Raw genomic sequence first — 17,161 nt, 5'->3', positions numbered from 1 at the left:
TTTCTGTTTTAGAAGTTGGTGAAGTAAAAATTAGTATTGATATAAGCGCTCGAAGCATTGCTAAGCACAATCTCATTCCATCCTGGATCAAGCCAAAAATCAAGACTGTTACTACATTGATTAATTGGGTGATCATCACCATCACAAAGATTAAGGTTATACCACGTTATGGAGCTTGGCACATTAGTTTTGCTGGTTTTATCGTTATGTGCTTCTAGCCAAGTGTTACTTGTTTTATTAAAAATTTTAACGCCTGAACTTGCTCCGTGAACAGTAATTGTTGTCGACATTGCCGGGTTGGTCATTTGTTGCATGACATCCCCGGGGATGAAGACTTTATTACTTCCAGCTGTCAAATTCCAGTGCAGCTGATCAATTGTTGCATTATTAGGCAACCGCAAATCCGAGTTCATATAACTGTCCCAATGTTTTTCTATCCAGTCTGTATTGTTTGTGAACCACATTCCTAGGGCATTATCAAGTTCAACATCAAAAACCAGATCGTGTAAATCGGCATGATCTTCGGGCAAGTTCATATCAACTTTTGACGTGTAACAAGCAGCGTGCAATGCTGGGTGATAGCTTGTCTGAATGATGAACCGGGCCTTTGCTGCAAAATAAGCCTGAATATCGTGCTTTTTATCGAGGTAGTCGTCATAAGTTGACCAATGCAGCCAAAAACGGAGCTTAATTGTTGTTTTGGCTAGGTTGTTATATTCAAAACGTGAGCCGTCAATTCCAGCGTCTTGTGCATAGGTATTTTGAATAGTTGGGTTTGTCTGAATATCTAACAAATGAAGATCTGGGCAAATATTCTCTACGTTAGTCATCGTGGCCTCGTCGTGGTTTTTCCACCATGAGTTTGACGAGTTGAGACCTTGCCAATCCCGATACATTCTAACTACTAGCCGCTTATTACGGCGGCCACCTAGTAAATCAATTCGTCTCATTATTTGTTATCACCTCGTGTTCTACATTGTTAATCCAGCGTTAAAAGCATTATTAATATACTTGCTTACATCTTGGCCGGCTTTGGTTGAGTCATAGCCTTGAATTCCTTTTGTGGCTTGGATTTGTGCACCTTGACCAGATACAACCTGCCGCAATAATGACGTCAAGCCTGCAAGATCACGGTGAAGCTGGTCCAGCTTAGCATTATCAGCGGATTGTCCGCTTTGCATTGCTCCACCGTTACTACCACCAGCGTAAAAGTCAACGACTCTCTGAAGCAGACTCCACGCGTTTCCTTGCTGCATCTGATCTAGAGGAATTGCCGCCTCTGGACCAGCTTCACCGAAAATACTTGGCTTATCAGCAATACCACCATTTGCATAAGTTGCATTTGCTTTTTGGAATTGAGCAATATTATTATTACGCCATCGTGCGAGCCGGTCTAAATTGAGATTAGCTGTAAAAATAATGTGACCTTGTTTACCAACTGCCTTTTCCATTGCGGTTTTCTCTGCGTCAAGATCCTTACTGTATGCAGAGTGAGCACGAACTACAGCGTTACCATAAGTTTGACGTGCTTTATCACGTGCTGAATCTCTAGCATCTTCAGTAGGTTTAAGAGCTGCCTTTTGCATTGATTTCGTTAGTGTTAAGCGAGCTTTTGACATCGCCTCGACGAACTTCATGTGTGCTTTGGCAATAGCTTCAGCCTCTTTTTTGCGGATCTTGAACTCTTCTAATCGTGCCTTCTTAATTGTTTTTAAGAACTTAGCGTGAAGTTTTGAATATTGCTTATTAATCTTAGCTAAAAACGCCTGAAATACAGCGCTTCGTTGTCCTTCTGCATAGCTTGATTGACCAGCAATCCACGAATTAAGCATACCGATACCGTCGGCATAATGAGGGATGTTCTTCTTGCCATGCATCAGCTCATGCATTGCGTCGCCGTTGATTACTTGCGCATCCTTTGGTAAAAACGTTGTAATGTTACGCTTGTTAGGAAACGGCATCAATACGCCGTTGTAGAACATGCCCTCACGGTAGTGCTTGCTACGTGCATCGTTAACCATTGCGATTTGATCTTCAGTCGTTCCGCTGGTACCAGAAGCATAAGCAGGCTGAGAACCGCCCGAAAATGGGTGTTTGATAGAATCCCACAGTTCTTTACCTTTCTTCTTTAACCAATCAAACTTCTCTTTAAACCAGTTAAAGAGTCCAGTGAATACGTCTTTGCAAGTCTTCACAATGCCATTAACAAAATTCCGGAACGTCTTACTATGTTTATATAACTTCATAAACATAGTGATCATCAAAAATGGCGGAGTGTATTGTATAAACTTTTTAGCAATATTGACAACAGCTGATACTAATCCATTGACAAAGTTTCTAAATTTTGCGTTATGCTTGTAAAGTGCGACAAATACACCAATTAGAGCCACAACAAGAGAAATAACAGCAATAATTGGGTTAGACTTCAGAGCTAGATTAAAGGCCCGAACGCCTTGAGCCGCAAGTTTTACACCTTTAGCCATTGCCGCCATTGCTTTGACCATAGCACCTTTAGCCATCGTAGCTAATGAACGCATGCCGTTCATCATTGCTCTTTTGCTTGCAACAGCTAAAGATTTTAAGGCTGAGGCCGTTTTAATCGTTGCTGTCTTAAGTAACGTGAAGGACTTAACAGCAGTAGACTTGCTAAAAGTTGCTACGGTCTTTAATACAGACCAGCTCTTCTTTGCAGCACTTGCTAACTTAGAGAAAGCGTCGCGGATATTAACCAACTTGCCGATCAATTTTGCAAGTGGTCCGGTTGCCAATTTCTGAATGAAGGACGCAAATTGGCTTGCCTTGTTAATCATAAACAGGCTTGACAACATACCGGCTAATACTTTAATAGCAACTTGGTTCTTGCTTAATGCCTTCAAAGCATTAGATAAGCCTTGTATTTTTTGGGCCATCGACTGTGAAGAGCTGCCCGATTTACCAGATGATCTGGTAAACATACTAAAGAAACCGATAACATCTTTGATTGATTGTTTAATAACAACAAAGGCCAACTTTCCAGCGTTACCAATAAGGCTAAATGTCGCTTGAATTGTTGTCCGGTTTCGTACTAAGAACTGGCTTACCGACTGGATAGCATTTCCAATACCTTGGACCATACGGTTTAATCCGTTAGTGATAGTGGAAGCATTGCCACCGTTTGTGTAGGCTTTTAAGACATTTTGGACTGACGTGTTTAGTTTTTGCCCTAATTGCTTAAACTCGTCATCAGTCTTCTTGTCCTTAACCCAATTACTAACAGCCTTGTAAACAGGGGATGCTGAGTTCATTAATGGACCCATAGCGTTTCCGAGCTCTTGTTGCAGCTTGGATTTGATCTGTCGGGCCATACCAGGAAGCGTTGACATTAAGTGTTCACTTGCCTTATGGTACTTTTGCCCCAATTGATTCATAACATTAACGGCATCTTGGCTCTGAATTTTACCGGCTGAGATCTGCTGCCGTAGTTGGCTCATCGTCAAACTTCCGTTGTGCTGGACTTGTTGTTCATATTTAAGCAAGGCCTCGCTAAACATTGGGAAGGCGTCCTGAATTTGGTTAAGTTCGCCTAAGTGTAGGACTGAGGAACTCATCATGTGTGTGAAGTCTTGGCCAACCTGCTGGAGACGGTCGGACGTCAAGCCGATCGCATCGCCCATCGTCTCAAAGCTCTCTGTAAGTTGGGTTGAGTCTTGCCGATTATTAAAGACGTGGTAGAACTGTTGCTCCAGTTCGTCGGTCAATTTGATAGGCTGGCCAAGCTTATTGCTGACGGTCGTAATATCGTCAACCATACCTTTTGCCCCGGTTTTCGTTCCGGTCAAGGTTTGCCAGGTCGCCATCATAACCTGGTTTTGCTTGGTAAAGTTTATTCCGGCTTGTGTTGCGGCTGCAATACCGCCTTTAATCGCGTTCCAAGCACCAGAAGCCGCGCTTGTTAAGGCCTGTCCGGCAAATGTGCCCATCAGAACACTCTTAAATCCTCCCACGTTATGTTTACTTTCTGCTAGTTTCTGATTAGCTCGATCAAGACTTTGGCTGATACGTTGGCCAATCGTCGGCGTGTATCGTTGATCTTCACGCTGTAGATCTGTGAGCTTAATCTTTGCATTTTCAAGTTGACGACTGACCTTTAAAAGATTAGACGGAGCATATTTGGCTTCACGTTCTTCTTGCTGAAGGTTCTTCAGAGCCGTTTTAAGCTCGTTGTACTTGTTTGACGTCTTGCCTACTGCATCGGCTTCTGCGGACATTTCTTTCCGAACTTCTTTTTCACGATCTCGTAAATTTTTAAGTTGTCCGGCCTGGTTTTGGGCAACTTCGGCAAGGTGGGCCTGTTGATCTGCTAGGTTGTGAACAAGCTTTGTCTGCTTGTCAATAGCTTGGCTCAGTCCTTCGTGACGTAAAGCGTTGGCCTGAGCTACTTTTCCTGCATTTTCAGCCTGTCGAGCTTGTGCTTCGTATGATTTAGAGATTGCATCAACAGCACGACGCAGACCGCTTAACGCCTGGTTAGCTGGTAATGTATTGAGGGCAATATCCGTTGCCATTACTGTATTAATATTTTGTGCCATTTTTCAATATCACCCCTTTATTAGTTAAGTTTTGCATTTCCAAATTTGCCACCGAGTCGACGTACCAAATCGCCGGCGTCCTGCATTTCTTCAGCTGGCTTATTAGTCGAAAGTACACGCTGTAAATCAAAATAATCCTGTTCATCATACGTTTTTAAATCAATATGCAAATTAATCATAGCTTGATTTGCCGCATAGTCCATATTATGGATTTGCACTTCCAGACGGTCGACTATTCGGTCACGCTCTAATTTACGCTCATAACTACTTTTCGCTTTTGGAATCTGCGTCACCGTGTTCACTATCACGCATACTGTCAATGACGTCGGCAATTTGTGTGTTGCTCATTCCTTGGATCTTTAAAGCAAGTGTAACGTCTAGCTCCTGAAGCTTGTCTTGTTCCATTTCGTCTAATGCTTCTTTTTGCTTGTCGGTCAAATTAAGAACATCAGCCGGAAAGTCAATCAAAACATCAGAATATTCTGCGACTTGCTTCATTTGTTCGTTGACGTCGTCTACATCATTAAGTTGGCCAAGCTTAGCCATTGTAAGCTGGAATTGGTAACTCTTCCGCATATTCTTATTGGTATGACTAATCTTAAAGGTCTTGTTTAATTCATCAATGTGTAACTTTGCTCGTTCCATCGTTAATAATCTCCTTTGTTTTAAAATAAAAAATAACGGAGGATTTCACGAGTCGCTCCGTTACTGAATATAAATTATTTAATAATAATTAGTGACCGCCGCCTGGCTTAACTGCTGCTGAAGAGCTGTTATCTGTATAATTACCGTTGCCCTTCGTTGGGGTGCCCCAACCTAATTCTTGCAGAACAGCAGAGCCATCGTCATATTCACCGATTCCGATTGACTTTCCGCCGAGCTTGTCTGATGAAATTCCGTTGAAAGTAATAACGTCGGCTACGACGTTAGTCTTTGAGCTGGTGTTAGTTGAAAGACTGGCTGAACTGTAGGTTGCAGCTGCCTTGTCCATAGCAAAAACAGCTTCCTTATTAGTGCCAAATTCTGGAGAAACAACTACAATACCAGTGTCTGCTGGACGGTCACCGAGTACGAACAAAGAGCCACTGCCTGCCTTTTGCATACCTGTAATCTTTGCGATCCATTCCATGCCCAATTGGTTGACAGTCAAGGCAATACTGGACTTTCCACTTCCTTCAAAATAATAAGCTTGGGTTTCGTTACTTCCGTCGATTTCGCCGACATTTGGTTCAATTCCCTTAACATCAGCCTTGTTGACGCCTAAAAATGAGTGATCCAATTCCAAAACTTGGTCGCCAACACGGATATATGCTGTTTTAATACCAACTTGTGCCATATTTTTAATTTCCTCCTGTATTAATTATTTAATAATTTTAAATTGTTAACGTAAAATGTTGTTGTGATTTGTTGTGTGTCGGGGTCTATTGTGTGGCCTCGATTCTCACCAACGTTCCAGTAATCATTTGTAAAGAGTTTGTATAGTTTAACTTCGATTGTTTCAGGGTCAATATCGAGATCTTTTTTGTAGAACACTTGAATTTCAATGGTACGACTCAATGCGTTAAAATCATTGTTGCCATAGATTGATGGATTGGTGTTTGCATCAGTAATTAACACAATTGTTTGATCAACGTTCTCAACCATTTCCGAGGGGATGTTAAATGTATATACATTGTCAATACCAGCAATATTAGCTGAATTGATCATATTCTGAGCTTCCAAAACTGCTAACATTGCTAATCATCCCCTTTGTCTGATTGGTTCTTATTGATAATCTTGTTGAATTCACGTTTTTCAGCGTTGAGCATTTCAGATTGGACAGCGCGATCTTCTCGTAGGTTCGTCACAAAGTGGTCTCCGACAATGGATTTCGTCCCGTCATTGACTCTCATCATATTCATAGCGTGATAGCGTTTTTTCCAGCCAACCCGGACGTGGTCGGAATCTGCAAAATATCCGCTCCCGGCCTTATCATGTGCCATGCTGATATTGTCAGCAGCGTGACCATATTTTCCATCATTGTGGGTACTTCTGTGCTTGGCATTGGTGACTTCACGCAAATGCTGCATAAATACTTCTGCTCCAGCGTCTTCAACGGCGTAACGATCAGCCGAGTTCATTTTGGCCGTTGACTTTTCGACTGAGTCAAGCCATTGCTTAAGTCCATCTGATAAATCTAACTGACGAGACATATTAAGACACCTTCTTTACTCTTGACAAAGTCAACAGATCAACACTGTTATATGTTGAGTTATTAACTGAGTAGTTGATAACACGGTAAAGCTTGTCGTCGATTTTGACATATAACACGTCACGACTTGCAAGATCACGATTATGACGAATAACAATCATAACCGAATCTTGGTAAGCAGTACCTGCAGCCTGGACTCGATCCGAAATCGTCTGGTTACGGACTGCATAATGCAACTTGGCGATCTGCTTAAACTCCGCTGTTGATACACCAGTAAATTTATTCTGTTGACTTTCCGAAATGCCAAACTGAGCTACGTGATTAAATTGATAGGCTGGGTATTTGAATTGTTGCCACTCTTCTAGTCTTGTTTGTCTGGCCATTCATCATACCTCCCCTGTAACACTGTGATACACATTTGCACACCAGCTGGAACTCCTTGTGACATTGCCCGGTCGTAGTACAAACTCGAAACGAGCGCCTTAACCGCTAAAATGTAAGTATTATCAGCCTTAAGCTGGGAGGCGCTGAGGTTCTTGCTATTAAAGCTGTTGTTGATAAAATCCGTCGCTTGATCAATCAAACCACCCAATACATTATTATTCTCTGGCGTGTCGTCAAGATTTAGATAATTCAACATATCATTAACGCTGACAGGTGAGATAGACTCACTGTTATCTGTATCAGCCATTACTTACATCTCCTTTATTTTGTAATTATGATTACTTGCCTGCCCCGGCAGTTACAACATTATTTGAAGCTGACAAACTCTTATCAGTGATAGTAATTAAGTTCATCAAGTCTGGACGAACGGCCACGATGTCTTGCATGAAGAATACACCAAGAATTACATCAAAGCTTGAGAAGTTGTCGATGAATTGGCCTTGTACCTTGTCAAACGTGAACTTATAAACTGACTTGTTGAGTGGAGTGATAACTGCAAGCTTGTCGCCGACCTTCTGACCAAGTAACGTATCAGCAACCTTAATTACAGGCTTGCCAAATAACGTATAACTTGAGCTCTTAGTTGGGTCTGGTTGAAGCAATGGGCGTCCAAATGCGTCCTTTAACTGGTCAAGAGCATTAAATGCTGATTGAGTTAATACGATTTGAGCAGCTTCTGAATCGTTAGGCTGTAAGTTAACGTTGAGAACCGTCTTCATATCAGCGATTACGTCGCTAGCTGTAATCTTATTAGCTGCGTTAGTCGTCAAAATATTACTAATGTTATGATCATCTGTGTTATTTTGAATTTGTGCCATTTGGCCTTGAGCAATTTGCATAAGATCAGTGTTTCCACCACGACCAGCGGCGATTTGTTCACGACTAAACCGAATCTTTGAACTGTAGGCCTTGACGTCGTAAGGAACACCCTTTGCTGTAGTCATATCAAAATTAGCAGCTTCTGACAATTCTTCGCGAGTTTGTGCTACTTGGTCGTTTTCGTCGAAGTATGTTGCCTTACCATTTGGCAAGTTAACACTTTCAGTGTGTACATATTGGTTAAGACGTGGGAATTGATGTACTTCTTGGTATGCCTTTAAAATGTTTTCAGGAAGGAAAAACTTTCCTTGATTATTAAGTGTTACGTTACCGTGTTGTGTATCACGTGTATTAATACTTGGTGTTACAAATCCAGAACGCTTATATTCATCGTGGGCCAAAACTGCTTCAGTCAAGGCGTCACGCTTGTTATTCTTTGGTGTAATATCAATCATTGCTCGATGTTCCTCCTTGTTATCTTCTTGTTGATTTTGTCGAGTTGCTGAACTAATAGCCGAGCTAGTGTTGGAGCTATCGGCTGCACTGGTAGCAACGGCTGAGCTTGCTGCTGTTGACGCTGGGGATGATTGATTGCCTTTTGAATCGTCTTCAATGTCTGAATCATCCGCCGTGTCGTCAACATCTGAATCATCTACATCTTCACGCTTTGCCGCACTTCCTGGATGACATGCTGCACTAACAGCAGTCTTAATACCAGCAACAGCAGCACTAACGGCTGAAGCTACAATTTCATCAATTTCAGCTGTTGACGTTGCCGATGAAGCAGCTGAACTGGTAGCAGTTGAAGCTGCAGAACTTGCAACAGCTGAACTACGTACTACGTTTGAATTATTTTCTGAGTTCAAATCTTGTTCCTCCTTGTTATTATTTAATAAATATTGTTCTAAATCACGCTTAACCTGTGCGCTTACACTGGTTTCCTCATATGCTGGGATTGCAGTTAACGTCAACTCGCTTACCGTGTCTATTTTGTCGACATAGTGAACAGTTGTTCCATCATCTCGTGTATCCCAACGATCGCCACCTTGAGCAATTGTGAAACCAAAGCTACATCCTTTAACATTCCCGGCCTGGATGTTCTTAAAAGTATCAACACCCAAGGTCGTGTCGGGGATTTGAGCTGTAAACTTCAACCCGTTGTCGTCAATTTCAGTTTTTAGACTTGATGAATCTGCCCGAGCTAAAATCTTGTTGTAATCGTGGGCATACAATAATAAGGTTTTGCTGAAATCAACGTCGTTTAAGGCATCCCGTGAGATATACTCGATAAACGGAAGGGGTTGGCTTGGTTGGTTGAACACTACGGCATAACCACTAACGGTATAACTTCCGTCGTTATTGTTAACGGCACGGATTTGGCTTTCCTTAACAGGTAAAGCGCGAATATTAATCTTCTTGTTCTTCGTCTTGATCACCTTCTTTATTATTAGTTGGTGGACTAGCCGCCACCGATGAAGTGCCGGCCTGTTCACTAGCCTTAAAATCAGAATCAATGTCATCATCACTAATATCAGCAAGACCTAGAGCGTCATTATTCCGAAGAATTCGAACGGCCAAACGTGAAGGAATGACGGGGTTCTTGCTGCTGGTTAAACTTGAGATTTGGCTGATGAGTTGGCTGTGGTCCACATCGGCTAAGTTTGTAAAGTCTGCTCTGACGTCAACTCCAAACTTTGCGCTCATTTCTGACGTTAGGGAGCTAACGTATGGCGCCAAACCGTTTACATATAGGCTATTCATCATCTGAATAGAACTTTGCTGGTCACCTTGGCCGTTGAGGTATTCATCAGGAATGCCAAAGGCTTTCGCAATTTGGGACTGACTGAATCGTGTATTACTTAACAATGAATCAATGTTAGGGTTAACTTGCAACGGTTGGAGATCCATACTTGTATCCATAACAAGAGCTCGTCCTGTGTTTGCTCCTGACGTCATTTTTTCCACTTGGTTACGCCAATTCTCCTTCAACGCGTCCTTAATTTGGTTTTGAGGTAGCTTAATAACGTAGCTTGGAGCGATTGCGTGGCTAAGTGACGCATTGGCCAACCGGTTAGAGTTGTTTTGAATGCTGACTTCTTGAGCCAAGCTAACCAAAGGAGAAATCCCGCAAAATCCGCGTGTTTGCTCATCGAATCCAGAAACTAAACAGCGGAAATGAAGTACATCCGAACTCCTAACTGTGAACGTCTTACCGTTCTCACTGTCGAGCGTAATCGTATATACAATGTCATCTACGGGGTCTCCTGCATCTTTTGATAATAGGTTAATCTGCACGTTTGAGGCTGGGACTTGAATAAATGATCTCGGAATATTATTACCATCCCGATTAATTAACACGTAAGCGTTACCTGTTAATAGCAGCTGCACAACGACTTTCTGCCAAAATGAATAACCGTTGATATATTGACTCGGCTGTTTGATTGCCTTATTAATTAACGGGTTGTCGGTTTTATAGCTCGTCATGGCAACGTTTGAAGCTATCCGACTAACAACAGCAAAAATATCAGAGTTGGTTAATGCATCTGACGCGTTGATCGTTTGGCTGGCGATTACCCGGCCACCATCTGCAACAAAAAAGGGCGATAAACCGCCCGAACTTAGTGATAGATTGCGTTTATGAAATTTTGAAAAAATTGACATGTTAGATTATCACCCCTTTCACTGTTAAAAGTTTGTATCATTAATTTTTATAAAATCATTTAACCAATCGTCCTGCTCATCTGACGACATGTTAGCCAATGGATTTTTATTATCAGTTTTAAGATTGGTTGACAATCCGGCAATTTGACCCTGAGCAATATAAAAACAGTCAATTATTGCGTCCATGCAGTCGATTTTTGAGGTCTGCAAGGCCTTATCGATCTTCACACCAGCAACAGTTGATTTAAGAATTGCGTTCTTCATCGAATATTGCAAAATTGGGTCGTCGTCGATGATAATATTTCCAATGTCCAGCTGTTCCCGAAAGAATCGTGTTGGAGAATCAAGCTGAGAAGGCATTTGCCGAACTTCAAGCATATTCCAGTCTGACTTCTGAACGATATACTGCACCATATTGCTTTTGTCCCAAGGGTCATAACATACATATTTAACGTTTAAGTTGTGCTCATCGACAAAATCACGCAAGTACTTATATACTGCTGTATCACTGATATATCCGCGTCCACGTCTCATAATGTCGGCATATCCCAACTTTTCAGCAGCTGCATAATCAATACCATCTTTACCCGACTTAATGCCAATATTTCCCTGACTGTGGGCAAGTGGAACGAATGAATGCTGCTTTACATAAAATTTATCATTGCCATCTGAATTATCATGATATGGGAAAACAAAAGCCACGGCCGTATCATCTGAGGCGTGGCTAATATCTAAACCTATATAAACATCCCGACCTTCAATATTAACAGGCGGATTTTTGCTAACTGCTCCGTTTATTGCCTTTAACGGCAAGTACGAATCGACCCGAGCCTGTAACCAAATGTTGAGGTTCTTGTTCTCAAATTCTGACAACTGGCCCTTCTTCATTAACGAATCACGGTTAGATAACAACGAGCTTTTCATTGTCTCATATTTAACCTTGTTTAAGTCCATCAATGGGTTTGACTTAATCCAGGTATCCGGCTGGTTTACTTCATCGGCGCTGTCCTGTTGCCAAACTAGGCATAAATGATCATCTAAGGCCCGGTCGTAGTCCTGTTCCATGGCGGCAAAATTCATTTTTTCATCACCGTACATATAACTATTACTATCAGGGTAAGCAGTTGAAATCTGGATTATCTGGCCGTGCGTTTGAGTCATCCCTGACGAGATTGTATCTTTGTTGTCACGGACAATCTCAACACTGATCTTATCGGAAGCCGCTTCATCTATGACACATACATTAAAGTGGTAGGCATCGAACATCTGAGATCCTTGTGTAAGCTGATTAAGTGAGTTCTCATGATTATCTGTTATCTGAGTTTTGGTGTTAACAATAACCCGATTTTTAAATAATCGTTTGAATGCCGGTGAATTACGTAACAGGTTAAACGTCGATGTGATGTATCTCCAGCCTTTTTTTGCCTGGGTTTCAGTCGTAGCAACATAACCGAGATCTTGATTAAATTTCTTGTTAACGTACACGAGATAATAATAAGCAATCAAAATATTACTAAGGTACGTCTTTCCATTCGTTCTTGCAACCGAAATAATAATATCCGTAAACCTTGCAAGGTCTGGATTATTGCGGTTACGCCAACCGACAACCTGGCAAAGAATGGCTAACTGCCACAAGTCAAGAGGTAACGGCTTATTAGTGCTAGGCTCTGGGCATAGGCTGGCAAACTTTACGATTAACCGGCATTGGTTCAGATCATAAATATATTTAAAGTCTGGATCTTCGTTTTGACGTCGTAGATCTTGAATATGTCGAAAGGCGGCGAGTTTGATTGATCGAGATGTTAACATGTCACCATCTAACACCTTGAAGGCGTACACTGTGGCCGGATCACGATATTTACGCTTAATATCATCATAATTACCAGCTTGTAACTCTTCATAGTATGCATCTAAGATTTTGGTTTTATCCTCTGTAAAATTCCACTTTTTCAATCAATCCACCTCGATTCTAAAAATTACTGTAATTACTGTTAACGTTGCTGTTCTGGTCTGTCCAATTACCCGAATTGTCGTCATCGTCTGGTTTTGTTAGTTGTAACAAGCTGGCCCGAGCAGTTGGAGTCATTCCCAATTCTGAACATAACGACTTAATCATGGTAGCGCTGTTTTTTAACGCTGAAACTGAAGGGTTGATCTTCCATCCGGCGAACTGATGTTCCAGCACTTCTCCAGTCTGTACACTCTGGATTGCCTTATAATAGGCTTTCTTGGTACCTTCCGCGTCTTTGCCATCCCCACCGAAGATGTCTGTATAAGCATCACGGTTAACCTGGATTTGTTGAGCAAGTAACACAACTATATCCGTATCGGCCTTTGTTAGTATTCCCATTCCGGAAAATGATTCGACTATCGTTGCGTAAGCTTTGGCTGCCACACCTGATAAATAATCAGGAGACTGTGACGAAATCGGATCCTGTGCTTTGTTGTATTTTTTAAGTTCGTTGGTTCGGGCACGTTGATATGCCCGAGCTGATTTTTCTGTTGTTATTTTTGCCTTGCGCGGCATATTAACACCTCCTCGTAATGCCTTATGTATCAAGGCTTTTCATAATATTTGTAAATGCTTATATATCAAGGGTTTTCGAGACCCCTTATATGCCGATTTTTTATAACTGCTCACGCTTCCACGGGAGCCTCCTTGATCGCGCGCTCTCCTAGAAGGCAATACGGGCGCGGGATTGCGAAAACCCTTGGTAATAAAGGCTTTTCAAAGCAAAGAGAAATCGCTGTATCCCTTGCGAGAGTAAGGAAGACGACGATTCGGCTATTTCAAGTCGACCGATTCGCAAAGATCATCTAAAACCCAGTGACAACACCGCTTTAATTCATCGTATGAGATGAAACCTAATTCATACTTTTCAAATAGAATATTTAAACTATGGTGATACTGTTCTTCGGTTGATCTATCCATTACTATCACCAGCCTTCATATTAATAAGACGCCTCCATTCTGTCTTTGTCATGTTCTTAAGTTGTTGATCTGTAAGCTTTTGTTCTAACTTTGTTTTTGTATTATGCTCAGCTCGTGACAATAGCCAAAGATTATTCATATCAAACTTATCATCACAAAGATCACGTTTAATAATGTGATCAACAATATAATCATGATCATTCAGCATTTGACCAGACACGCCAGACACCATAAGATCACGGTTCTTTACAGCGTCACGTGTTCTAGTCCAACGCTTGGAGTGGTAAAACCTGTTGGCTTCTTGATCACGTCGTGTTTGGTTGTAACGTTTATCCGCTTGTAATTTCTTAATATGATTTTGATACCTTGGAGATTGTAAATGTAATCTGTAATGGTAATCACAATATTTGTGATTTTGAGGGATGATCTCATCGCATCCTCGCCAGTTACAAACATGCAATAACGGCATTATGACTCATCCCCGTTTCCTTCTCTCTTAATATCGTTACTGTAAACCAACGCATCTTTTGGTACGTCGTTCTTATCGTCGTCTGAATTGTCATCAGATCGTGATAAAGTACTAAATGAAGACATCATCTTTAACGTCGTATCGTTAAGCTTCTTCATATTTTCACGATTCATTGACAAGTTAGCAGATTCTACCCAAGCCATTGTTTTCAGGCTGTCGTCGATAGATTCCAAATGGTTATTAATTGAGTTATATAATTCTTTCTTATCCATAATTTACATTCCTTTCTTATTACGATGTACTAAGTAAATAACAAGAGCGATTACCAAGAATACCAGCAAAGCTAACAGATCAATCGCCAGAATTGCAATGACCGGCAAAAATACGATTAACCAGCTGATACTTGCTAAGCCTACCAGCTTAACTACAGCTAGAACCAAAGAGCAGACAATAGCTAAGTTGAATAAATTAAAGTTAATACTGACGTTTGGATTATTGTTCATTCAGTGATCACTCCTTTGTTATTTAGTACGTCCTTTAGTTCAACAACAAAAAAAGCCCGATCTGAGAGTTGCACTCAGAATATCAAGGAGAAAGGACCGCATATTACTCTAAAGGAGTATAAAAAAGCCTTGATACATACTGATTCGGACATAAAGCAACGTCATATCTAACGCTGCTTTATTGATTAGATTATAGAAGGGAGAAAATGTTGTGAAAACCAGCTAAATTTAGCTAAAATCATGGCTACAGCAAGAAAACGCGCAGGCTGTAACCATGCTGACGGCTAAATAGCATCATCTAAAGTTAACGTGTCGGTTTCAGTTAGTGGGTCATTGTAAAGATAGTTAATACTCGTAACACGATGATCATTTAAGGTGAACACTTCTAGCTTATGACATGACATGGTGAATCCACGGTCTTGTTCGTAATTGTCGTTCGGCTTAATAGTGCTGCACTGATACAACATGACGCCATCATCATTATTTGCCACCTGCTTAATCACATTCTTGTGAAAATGACCACTCAAAGCAATACGTGACGTGCAATCAGCCCACATTTGTGGCTGTTCGGTTGACATCAGGTTAGCAATCTTATTAAGAGCTTGATCACCATGCAAAATAGCAAGCATGACGTGGCCAATTTGGAAATATTGACGTGTTTCAGTCGTCAAATGAAAATCGGCGAACTTTTGCCATTTAATACTCATGGCGTACATAAATAAATATTGCTTATCAAAGTCGTGGTTTCCACCAACGGCCAGAACGTCGATATGGTCAGCATGACTGTTAACAATACGAATAAGATCATCGAAGAAGTCGGTTGCATCTTGAAGGGCTTGTTTGTTGTCTACGTGGTCGAGCTGTGTATTCTTGGCTGTTTGAGTTTTGGTCATAAAGTCACTGTGGAATGTATCACCACCGAAAATCAACACCACATTTTTGTATTGCTTGTCACTAATTAGATCTTCAAGGTGACATAAATACGTATAAGCAACCTCAAGATCAGTTATTCCAAAATGCATATCAAAAAGTGGCAAAACTAAGCTTTGATCTGTTGATTGTGTAGCCGTTTGACGTTGGAAATCAGGTTGAGAAATCGGATCAACTTGGTTATTAATAACGTTGATAAAATCATTAGTAGTCACCGTGTTAGTAACAGGCGAAATCTTAATTTTAGCTGATACAAGCGGCTGACCTGTCTCCTTGTCTTTACCCCAAGCTGAATAACTGAATGAGTTAAGCTTAAAGGAATCAGGGTCATACCCAAAGATGGTTAAAATATCAGTGTCAGATAAATTCTGGGCTTGATTTAATGAAATCAACTTATTAGCTACCACCGAACCGTCACTGTTACGGGTTACACTTCCAAATTCAAACTGATCATCACTGTTTGAGTTCGTGTCGGTGTCGCGGTTGTGTAAAAGCCGGTACACGTACTTAATCTGTGTGTGTGTCAGGTTGTACCGTTCCATTAAATCAGATTGTGTTAATCCATCTTGTCGATCTTGCTTAATTCGATTTAAAAAATTGTTATCATACTTCATAATTTATACAGTCCTTTACTTTAAAATATTAAAAGACAAGCTTAGTTCGTTCGGCCTGTCTTAATATCATCACTATTTATATAATTCTTTCACTATAATAATACTACCACAAACTGGTGTTCGGTGAGTCTCTATTTAGTCTCAACTTTATCTCATCAATTAGCCGCAAAATTGACGCTCAAAAGTTAGCTCATGGGTAAATTGCTTGCCCCGCTTGGATTTCCGTAACGCTTACTAAAACTGGAGCTAACCAAAATAAGTTAGCTCATGCGAGATTGCCTGTTATTATTGACGTTGCTAAGCGTATGAGCTAACTAAGGCAAAAAATGCAGAAAACTTATTTTATATATAGAGTTACTATATATACTTTTGTGCAAAAAATAGCCTACTTAGCTCATTCGACTTGTAAAGCCTTTAATATCAATGGATTACAGATGAGCTAAGTTTTTTATGTTTTAGCAAGGGATTTGTAATCCATTGATTATCAAGGGTTAAAGGTCTGAGCTAACTTTTTGCAGTTTTAGCAAGCTTATAAATAAATTTATATTATATTTAGTTATAATTTACACAATAAAAAAGACGGTCTCTTTTGAGATCGTCACACTGTTTTATTTGATTGTTACGCTGTAGCCTTGTCATGCAGACGGTCGAGCAGTTCCCCGCCGTTGAAGGCATAGGCAAAGTCAACAAGTGCACGCTTGCGTAGCCGAAAGACTGAAGCCCTGCTCAAGCACAACTCAAGCGCTGCCTTTGTTGCGGTTTCGTGCTTGATCATCAGCATGTTCAAAACGTCGGCTTCGTCCCGATCCATCAGCTCAAGAGCCGTGTTGATTGCTGCCAGGTGCCGTTTTGCTTCCGTATAGCTGATCATCTTGTTTTCTGATCCGTTGCCCTTGCCTGCTGCCTTTGGCATACCGTCGAATTGTGGGCTCGTAATGCTGGTAGCACTGCGTACTAGCATTTGCTCACGCGGAACATCTACCTCAAAGAACTTTACAACTTCTTTACTGATTTCCTTATCATCCAACAT

Annotated in this window: 19 protein-coding genes; all 19 read right to left on the bottom strand. The window is 41.1% G+C overall.

From position 1 onward, the window contains the following. Nucleotides 1-8 precede the first annotated feature (8 nt). On the bottom strand, nt 9-950 hold the full coding sequence (locus H5S41_RS02245) for a phage tail domain-containing protein (protein ID WP_182602089.1): 942 nt from the start codon (nt 948-950) through the stop codon (nt 9-11). Nucleotides 951-971: 21 nt separating this feature from the next. Beyond that, nucleotides 972-4,568, bottom strand: a complete 3,597-nt coding sequence (locus H5S41_RS02240; RefSeq protein ID WP_182602087.1) for a tape measure protein — start codon at nt 4,566-4,568, stop codon at nt 972-974. 20 nt (nt 4,569-4,588) lie between these two features. Next, nucleotides 4,589-4,771 carry a hypothetical protein gene (locus H5S41_RS02235; RefSeq protein ID WP_182602085.1) on the bottom strand — a complete coding sequence of 61 codons (183 nt, stop codon included), beginning with the start codon at nt 4,769-4,771 and terminating at the stop codon, nt 4,589-4,591. A gap of 61 nt (nt 4,772-4,832) precedes the next feature. Next, the gene (locus H5S41_RS02230) at nt 4,833-5,213 is read right to left on the bottom strand and encodes a phage tail tube assembly chaperone (protein ID WP_182602083.1); all 381 of its coding nucleotides are present in this window, start codon (nt 5,211-5,213) and stop codon (nt 4,833-4,835) included. Between the two features lie 88 nt (nt 5,214-5,301). Beyond that, nucleotides 5,302-5,904 carry a phage tail protein gene (locus H5S41_RS02225; protein WP_182602081.1) on the bottom strand — a complete coding sequence of 201 codons (603 nt, stop codon included), beginning with the start codon at nt 5,902-5,904 and terminating at the stop codon, nt 5,302-5,304. A 20-nt stretch (nt 5,905-5,924) separates the two neighbouring features. Next, the gene (locus tag H5S41_RS02220; RefSeq protein ID WP_182602079.1) at nt 5,925-6,302 is read right to left on the bottom strand and encodes a DUF806 family protein; all 378 of its coding nucleotides are present in this window, start codon (nt 6,300-6,302) and stop codon (nt 5,925-5,927) included. A gap of 2 nt (nt 6,303-6,304) precedes the next feature. Then, the gene (locus H5S41_RS02215; RefSeq protein WP_182602077.1) at nt 6,305-6,760 is read right to left on the bottom strand and encodes a hypothetical protein; all 456 of its coding nucleotides are present in this window, start codon (nt 6,758-6,760) and stop codon (nt 6,305-6,307) included. A gap of 1 nt (nt 6,761) precedes the next feature. Continuing rightward, entirely contained in the window at nt 6,762-7,142 is a 381-nt protein-coding gene (locus tag H5S41_RS02210) for a phage head closure protein (protein ID WP_182602075.1), read from the bottom strand. After that, nucleotides 7,121-7,450, bottom strand: coding sequence for a head-tail connector protein (locus tag H5S41_RS02205; RefSeq protein ID WP_182602073.1), 330 nt, complete (start codon nt 7,448-7,450; stop codon nt 7,121-7,123). Before H5S41_RS02205 ends, H5S41_RS02210 begins: the two co-directional genes overlap by 22 nt. Nucleotides 7,451-7,481: 31 nt before the next feature. Next, on the bottom strand, nt 7,482-9,458 hold the full coding sequence (locus H5S41_RS02200; RefSeq protein WP_182602071.1) for an HK97 family phage prohead protease: 1,977 nt from the start codon (nt 9,456-9,458) through the stop codon (nt 7,482-7,484). Next, the gene (locus H5S41_RS02195) at nt 9,430-10,683 is read right to left on the bottom strand and encodes a phage portal protein (protein ID WP_182602069.1); all 1,254 of its coding nucleotides are present in this window, start codon (nt 10,681-10,683) and stop codon (nt 9,430-9,432) included. The genes H5S41_RS02200 and H5S41_RS02195 overlap by 29 nt, the downstream gene beginning before the upstream one ends. 24 nt (nt 10,684-10,707) lie before the next feature. Continuing rightward, nucleotides 10,708-12,636 (bottom strand): terminase TerL endonuclease subunit, encoded by a 1,929-nt coding sequence (locus H5S41_RS02190; protein WP_182602067.1) that lies wholly within the window; start codon nt 12,634-12,636, stop codon nt 10,708-10,710. Nucleotides 12,637-12,652: 16 nt separating this feature from the next. Continuing rightward, nucleotides 12,653-13,210, bottom strand: a complete 558-nt coding sequence (locus H5S41_RS02185; RefSeq protein ID WP_182602065.1) for a P27 family phage terminase small subunit — start codon at nt 13,208-13,210, stop codon at nt 12,653-12,655. Between the two features lie 258 nt (nt 13,211-13,468). Further along, nucleotides 13,469-13,615 carry a hypothetical protein gene (locus H5S41_RS02180; RefSeq protein WP_182602063.1) on the bottom strand — a complete coding sequence of 49 codons (147 nt, stop codon included), beginning with the start codon at nt 13,613-13,615 and terminating at the stop codon, nt 13,469-13,471. Next, nucleotides 13,608-14,084 (bottom strand): DUF8602 domain-containing protein, encoded by a 477-nt coding sequence (locus H5S41_RS02175; protein WP_182602055.1) that lies wholly within the window; start codon nt 14,082-14,084, stop codon nt 13,608-13,610. The genes H5S41_RS02180 and H5S41_RS02175 overlap by 8 nt, the downstream gene beginning before the upstream one ends. Continuing rightward, nucleotides 14,084-14,356 carry a hypothetical protein gene (locus H5S41_RS02170; protein ID WP_182602053.1) on the bottom strand — a complete coding sequence of 91 codons (273 nt, stop codon included), beginning with the start codon at nt 14,354-14,356 and terminating at the stop codon, nt 14,084-14,086. The genes H5S41_RS02175 and H5S41_RS02170 overlap by 1 nt, the downstream gene beginning before the upstream one ends. Before the next feature lie 3 nt (nt 14,357-14,359). Beyond that, nucleotides 14,360-14,587: a hypothetical protein gene (locus H5S41_RS02165; RefSeq protein ID WP_182602051.1), complete on the bottom strand. Its 228-nt coding sequence runs from the start codon at nt 14,585-14,587 to the stop codon at nt 14,360-14,362. A 284-nt stretch (nt 14,588-14,871) separates the two neighbouring features. Then, nucleotides 14,872-16,131 carry a metallophosphoesterase gene (locus tag H5S41_RS02160; protein WP_182602049.1) on the bottom strand — a complete coding sequence of 420 codons (1,260 nt, stop codon included), beginning with the start codon at nt 16,129-16,131 and terminating at the stop codon, nt 14,872-14,874. A gap of 619 nt (nt 16,132-16,750) precedes the next feature. Beyond that, nucleotides 16,751-17,161: an ArpU family phage packaging/lysis transcriptional regulator gene (locus H5S41_RS02155; RefSeq protein WP_182602047.1), complete on the bottom strand. Its 411-nt coding sequence runs from the start codon at nt 17,159-17,161 to the stop codon at nt 16,751-16,753.

Origin of the sequence: Limosilactobacillus albertensis (genome assembly GCF_014145555.1) — a bacterium.
GTDB lineage: Bacteria > Bacillota > Bacilli > Lactobacillales > Lactobacillaceae > Limosilactobacillus > Limosilactobacillus albertensis.
This window is presented reverse-complemented; position numbering and strand designations above follow the sequence as displayed.

Excerpts from the sequence above, each read along its gene's own strand:
- H5S41_RS02240 (WP_182602087.1), bottom strand. The coding sequence starts at position 4,568 with ATGGCACAAAATATTAATACAGTAATGGCAACGGATATTGCCCTCAAT.
- H5S41_RS02245 (WP_182602089.1), bottom strand. The coding sequence starts at position 950 with ATGAGACGAATTGATTTACTAGGTGGCCGCCGTAATAAGCGGCTAGTA.
- H5S41_RS02205 (WP_182602073.1), bottom strand. The coding sequence starts at position 7,450 with ATGGCTGATACAGATAACAGTGAGTCTATCTCACCTGTCAGCGTTAAT.
- H5S41_RS02195 (WP_182602069.1), bottom strand. The coding sequence starts at position 10,683 with ATGTCAATTTTTTCAAAATTTCATAAACGCAATCTATCACTAAGTTCG.
- H5S41_RS02155 (WP_182602047.1), bottom strand. The coding sequence starts at position 17,161 with ATGTTGGATGATAAGGAAATCAGTAAAGAAGTTGTAAAGTTCTTTGAG.
- H5S41_RS02170 (WP_182602053.1), bottom strand. The coding sequence starts at position 14,356 with ATGGATAAGAAAGAATTATATAACTCAATTAATAACCATTTGGAATCT.
- H5S41_RS02210 (WP_182602075.1), bottom strand. The coding sequence starts at position 7,142 with ATGGCCAGACAAACAAGACTAGAAGAGTGGCAACAATTCAAATACCCA.
- H5S41_RS02215 (WP_182602077.1), bottom strand. The coding sequence starts at position 6,760 with ATGTCTCGTCAGTTAGATTTATCAGATGGACTTAAGCAATGGCTTGAC.
- H5S41_RS02175 (WP_182602055.1), bottom strand. The coding sequence starts at position 14,084 with ATGCCGTTATTGCATGTTTGTAACTGGCGAGGATGCGATGAGATCATC.
- H5S41_RS02230 (WP_182602083.1), bottom strand. The coding sequence starts at position 5,213 with ATGGAACGAGCAAAGTTACACATTGATGAATTAAACAAGACCTTTAAG.
- H5S41_RS02165 (WP_182602051.1), bottom strand. The coding sequence starts at position 14,587 with ATGAACAATAATCCAAACGTCAGTATTAACTTTAATTTATTCAACTTA.
- H5S41_RS02225 (WP_182602081.1), bottom strand. The coding sequence starts at position 5,904 with ATGGCACAAGTTGGTATTAAAACAGCATATATCCGTGTTGGCGACCAA.
- H5S41_RS02160 (WP_182602049.1), bottom strand. The coding sequence starts at position 16,131 with ATGAAGTATGATAACAATTTTTTAAATCGAATTAAGCAAGATCGACAA.
- H5S41_RS02185 (WP_182602065.1), bottom strand. The coding sequence starts at position 13,210 with ATGCCGCGCAAGGCAAAAATAACAACAGAAAAATCAGCTCGGGCATAT.
- H5S41_RS02220 (WP_182602079.1), bottom strand. The coding sequence starts at position 6,302 with ATGTTAGCAGTTTTGGAAGCTCAGAATATGATCAATTCAGCTAATATT.
- H5S41_RS02235 (WP_182602085.1), bottom strand. The coding sequence starts at position 4,771 with ATGGACTATGCGGCAAATCAAGCTATGATTAATTTGCATATTGATTTA.
- H5S41_RS02180 (WP_182602063.1), bottom strand. The coding sequence starts at position 13,615 with ATGGATAGATCAACCGAAGAACAGTATCACCATAGTTTAAATATTCTA.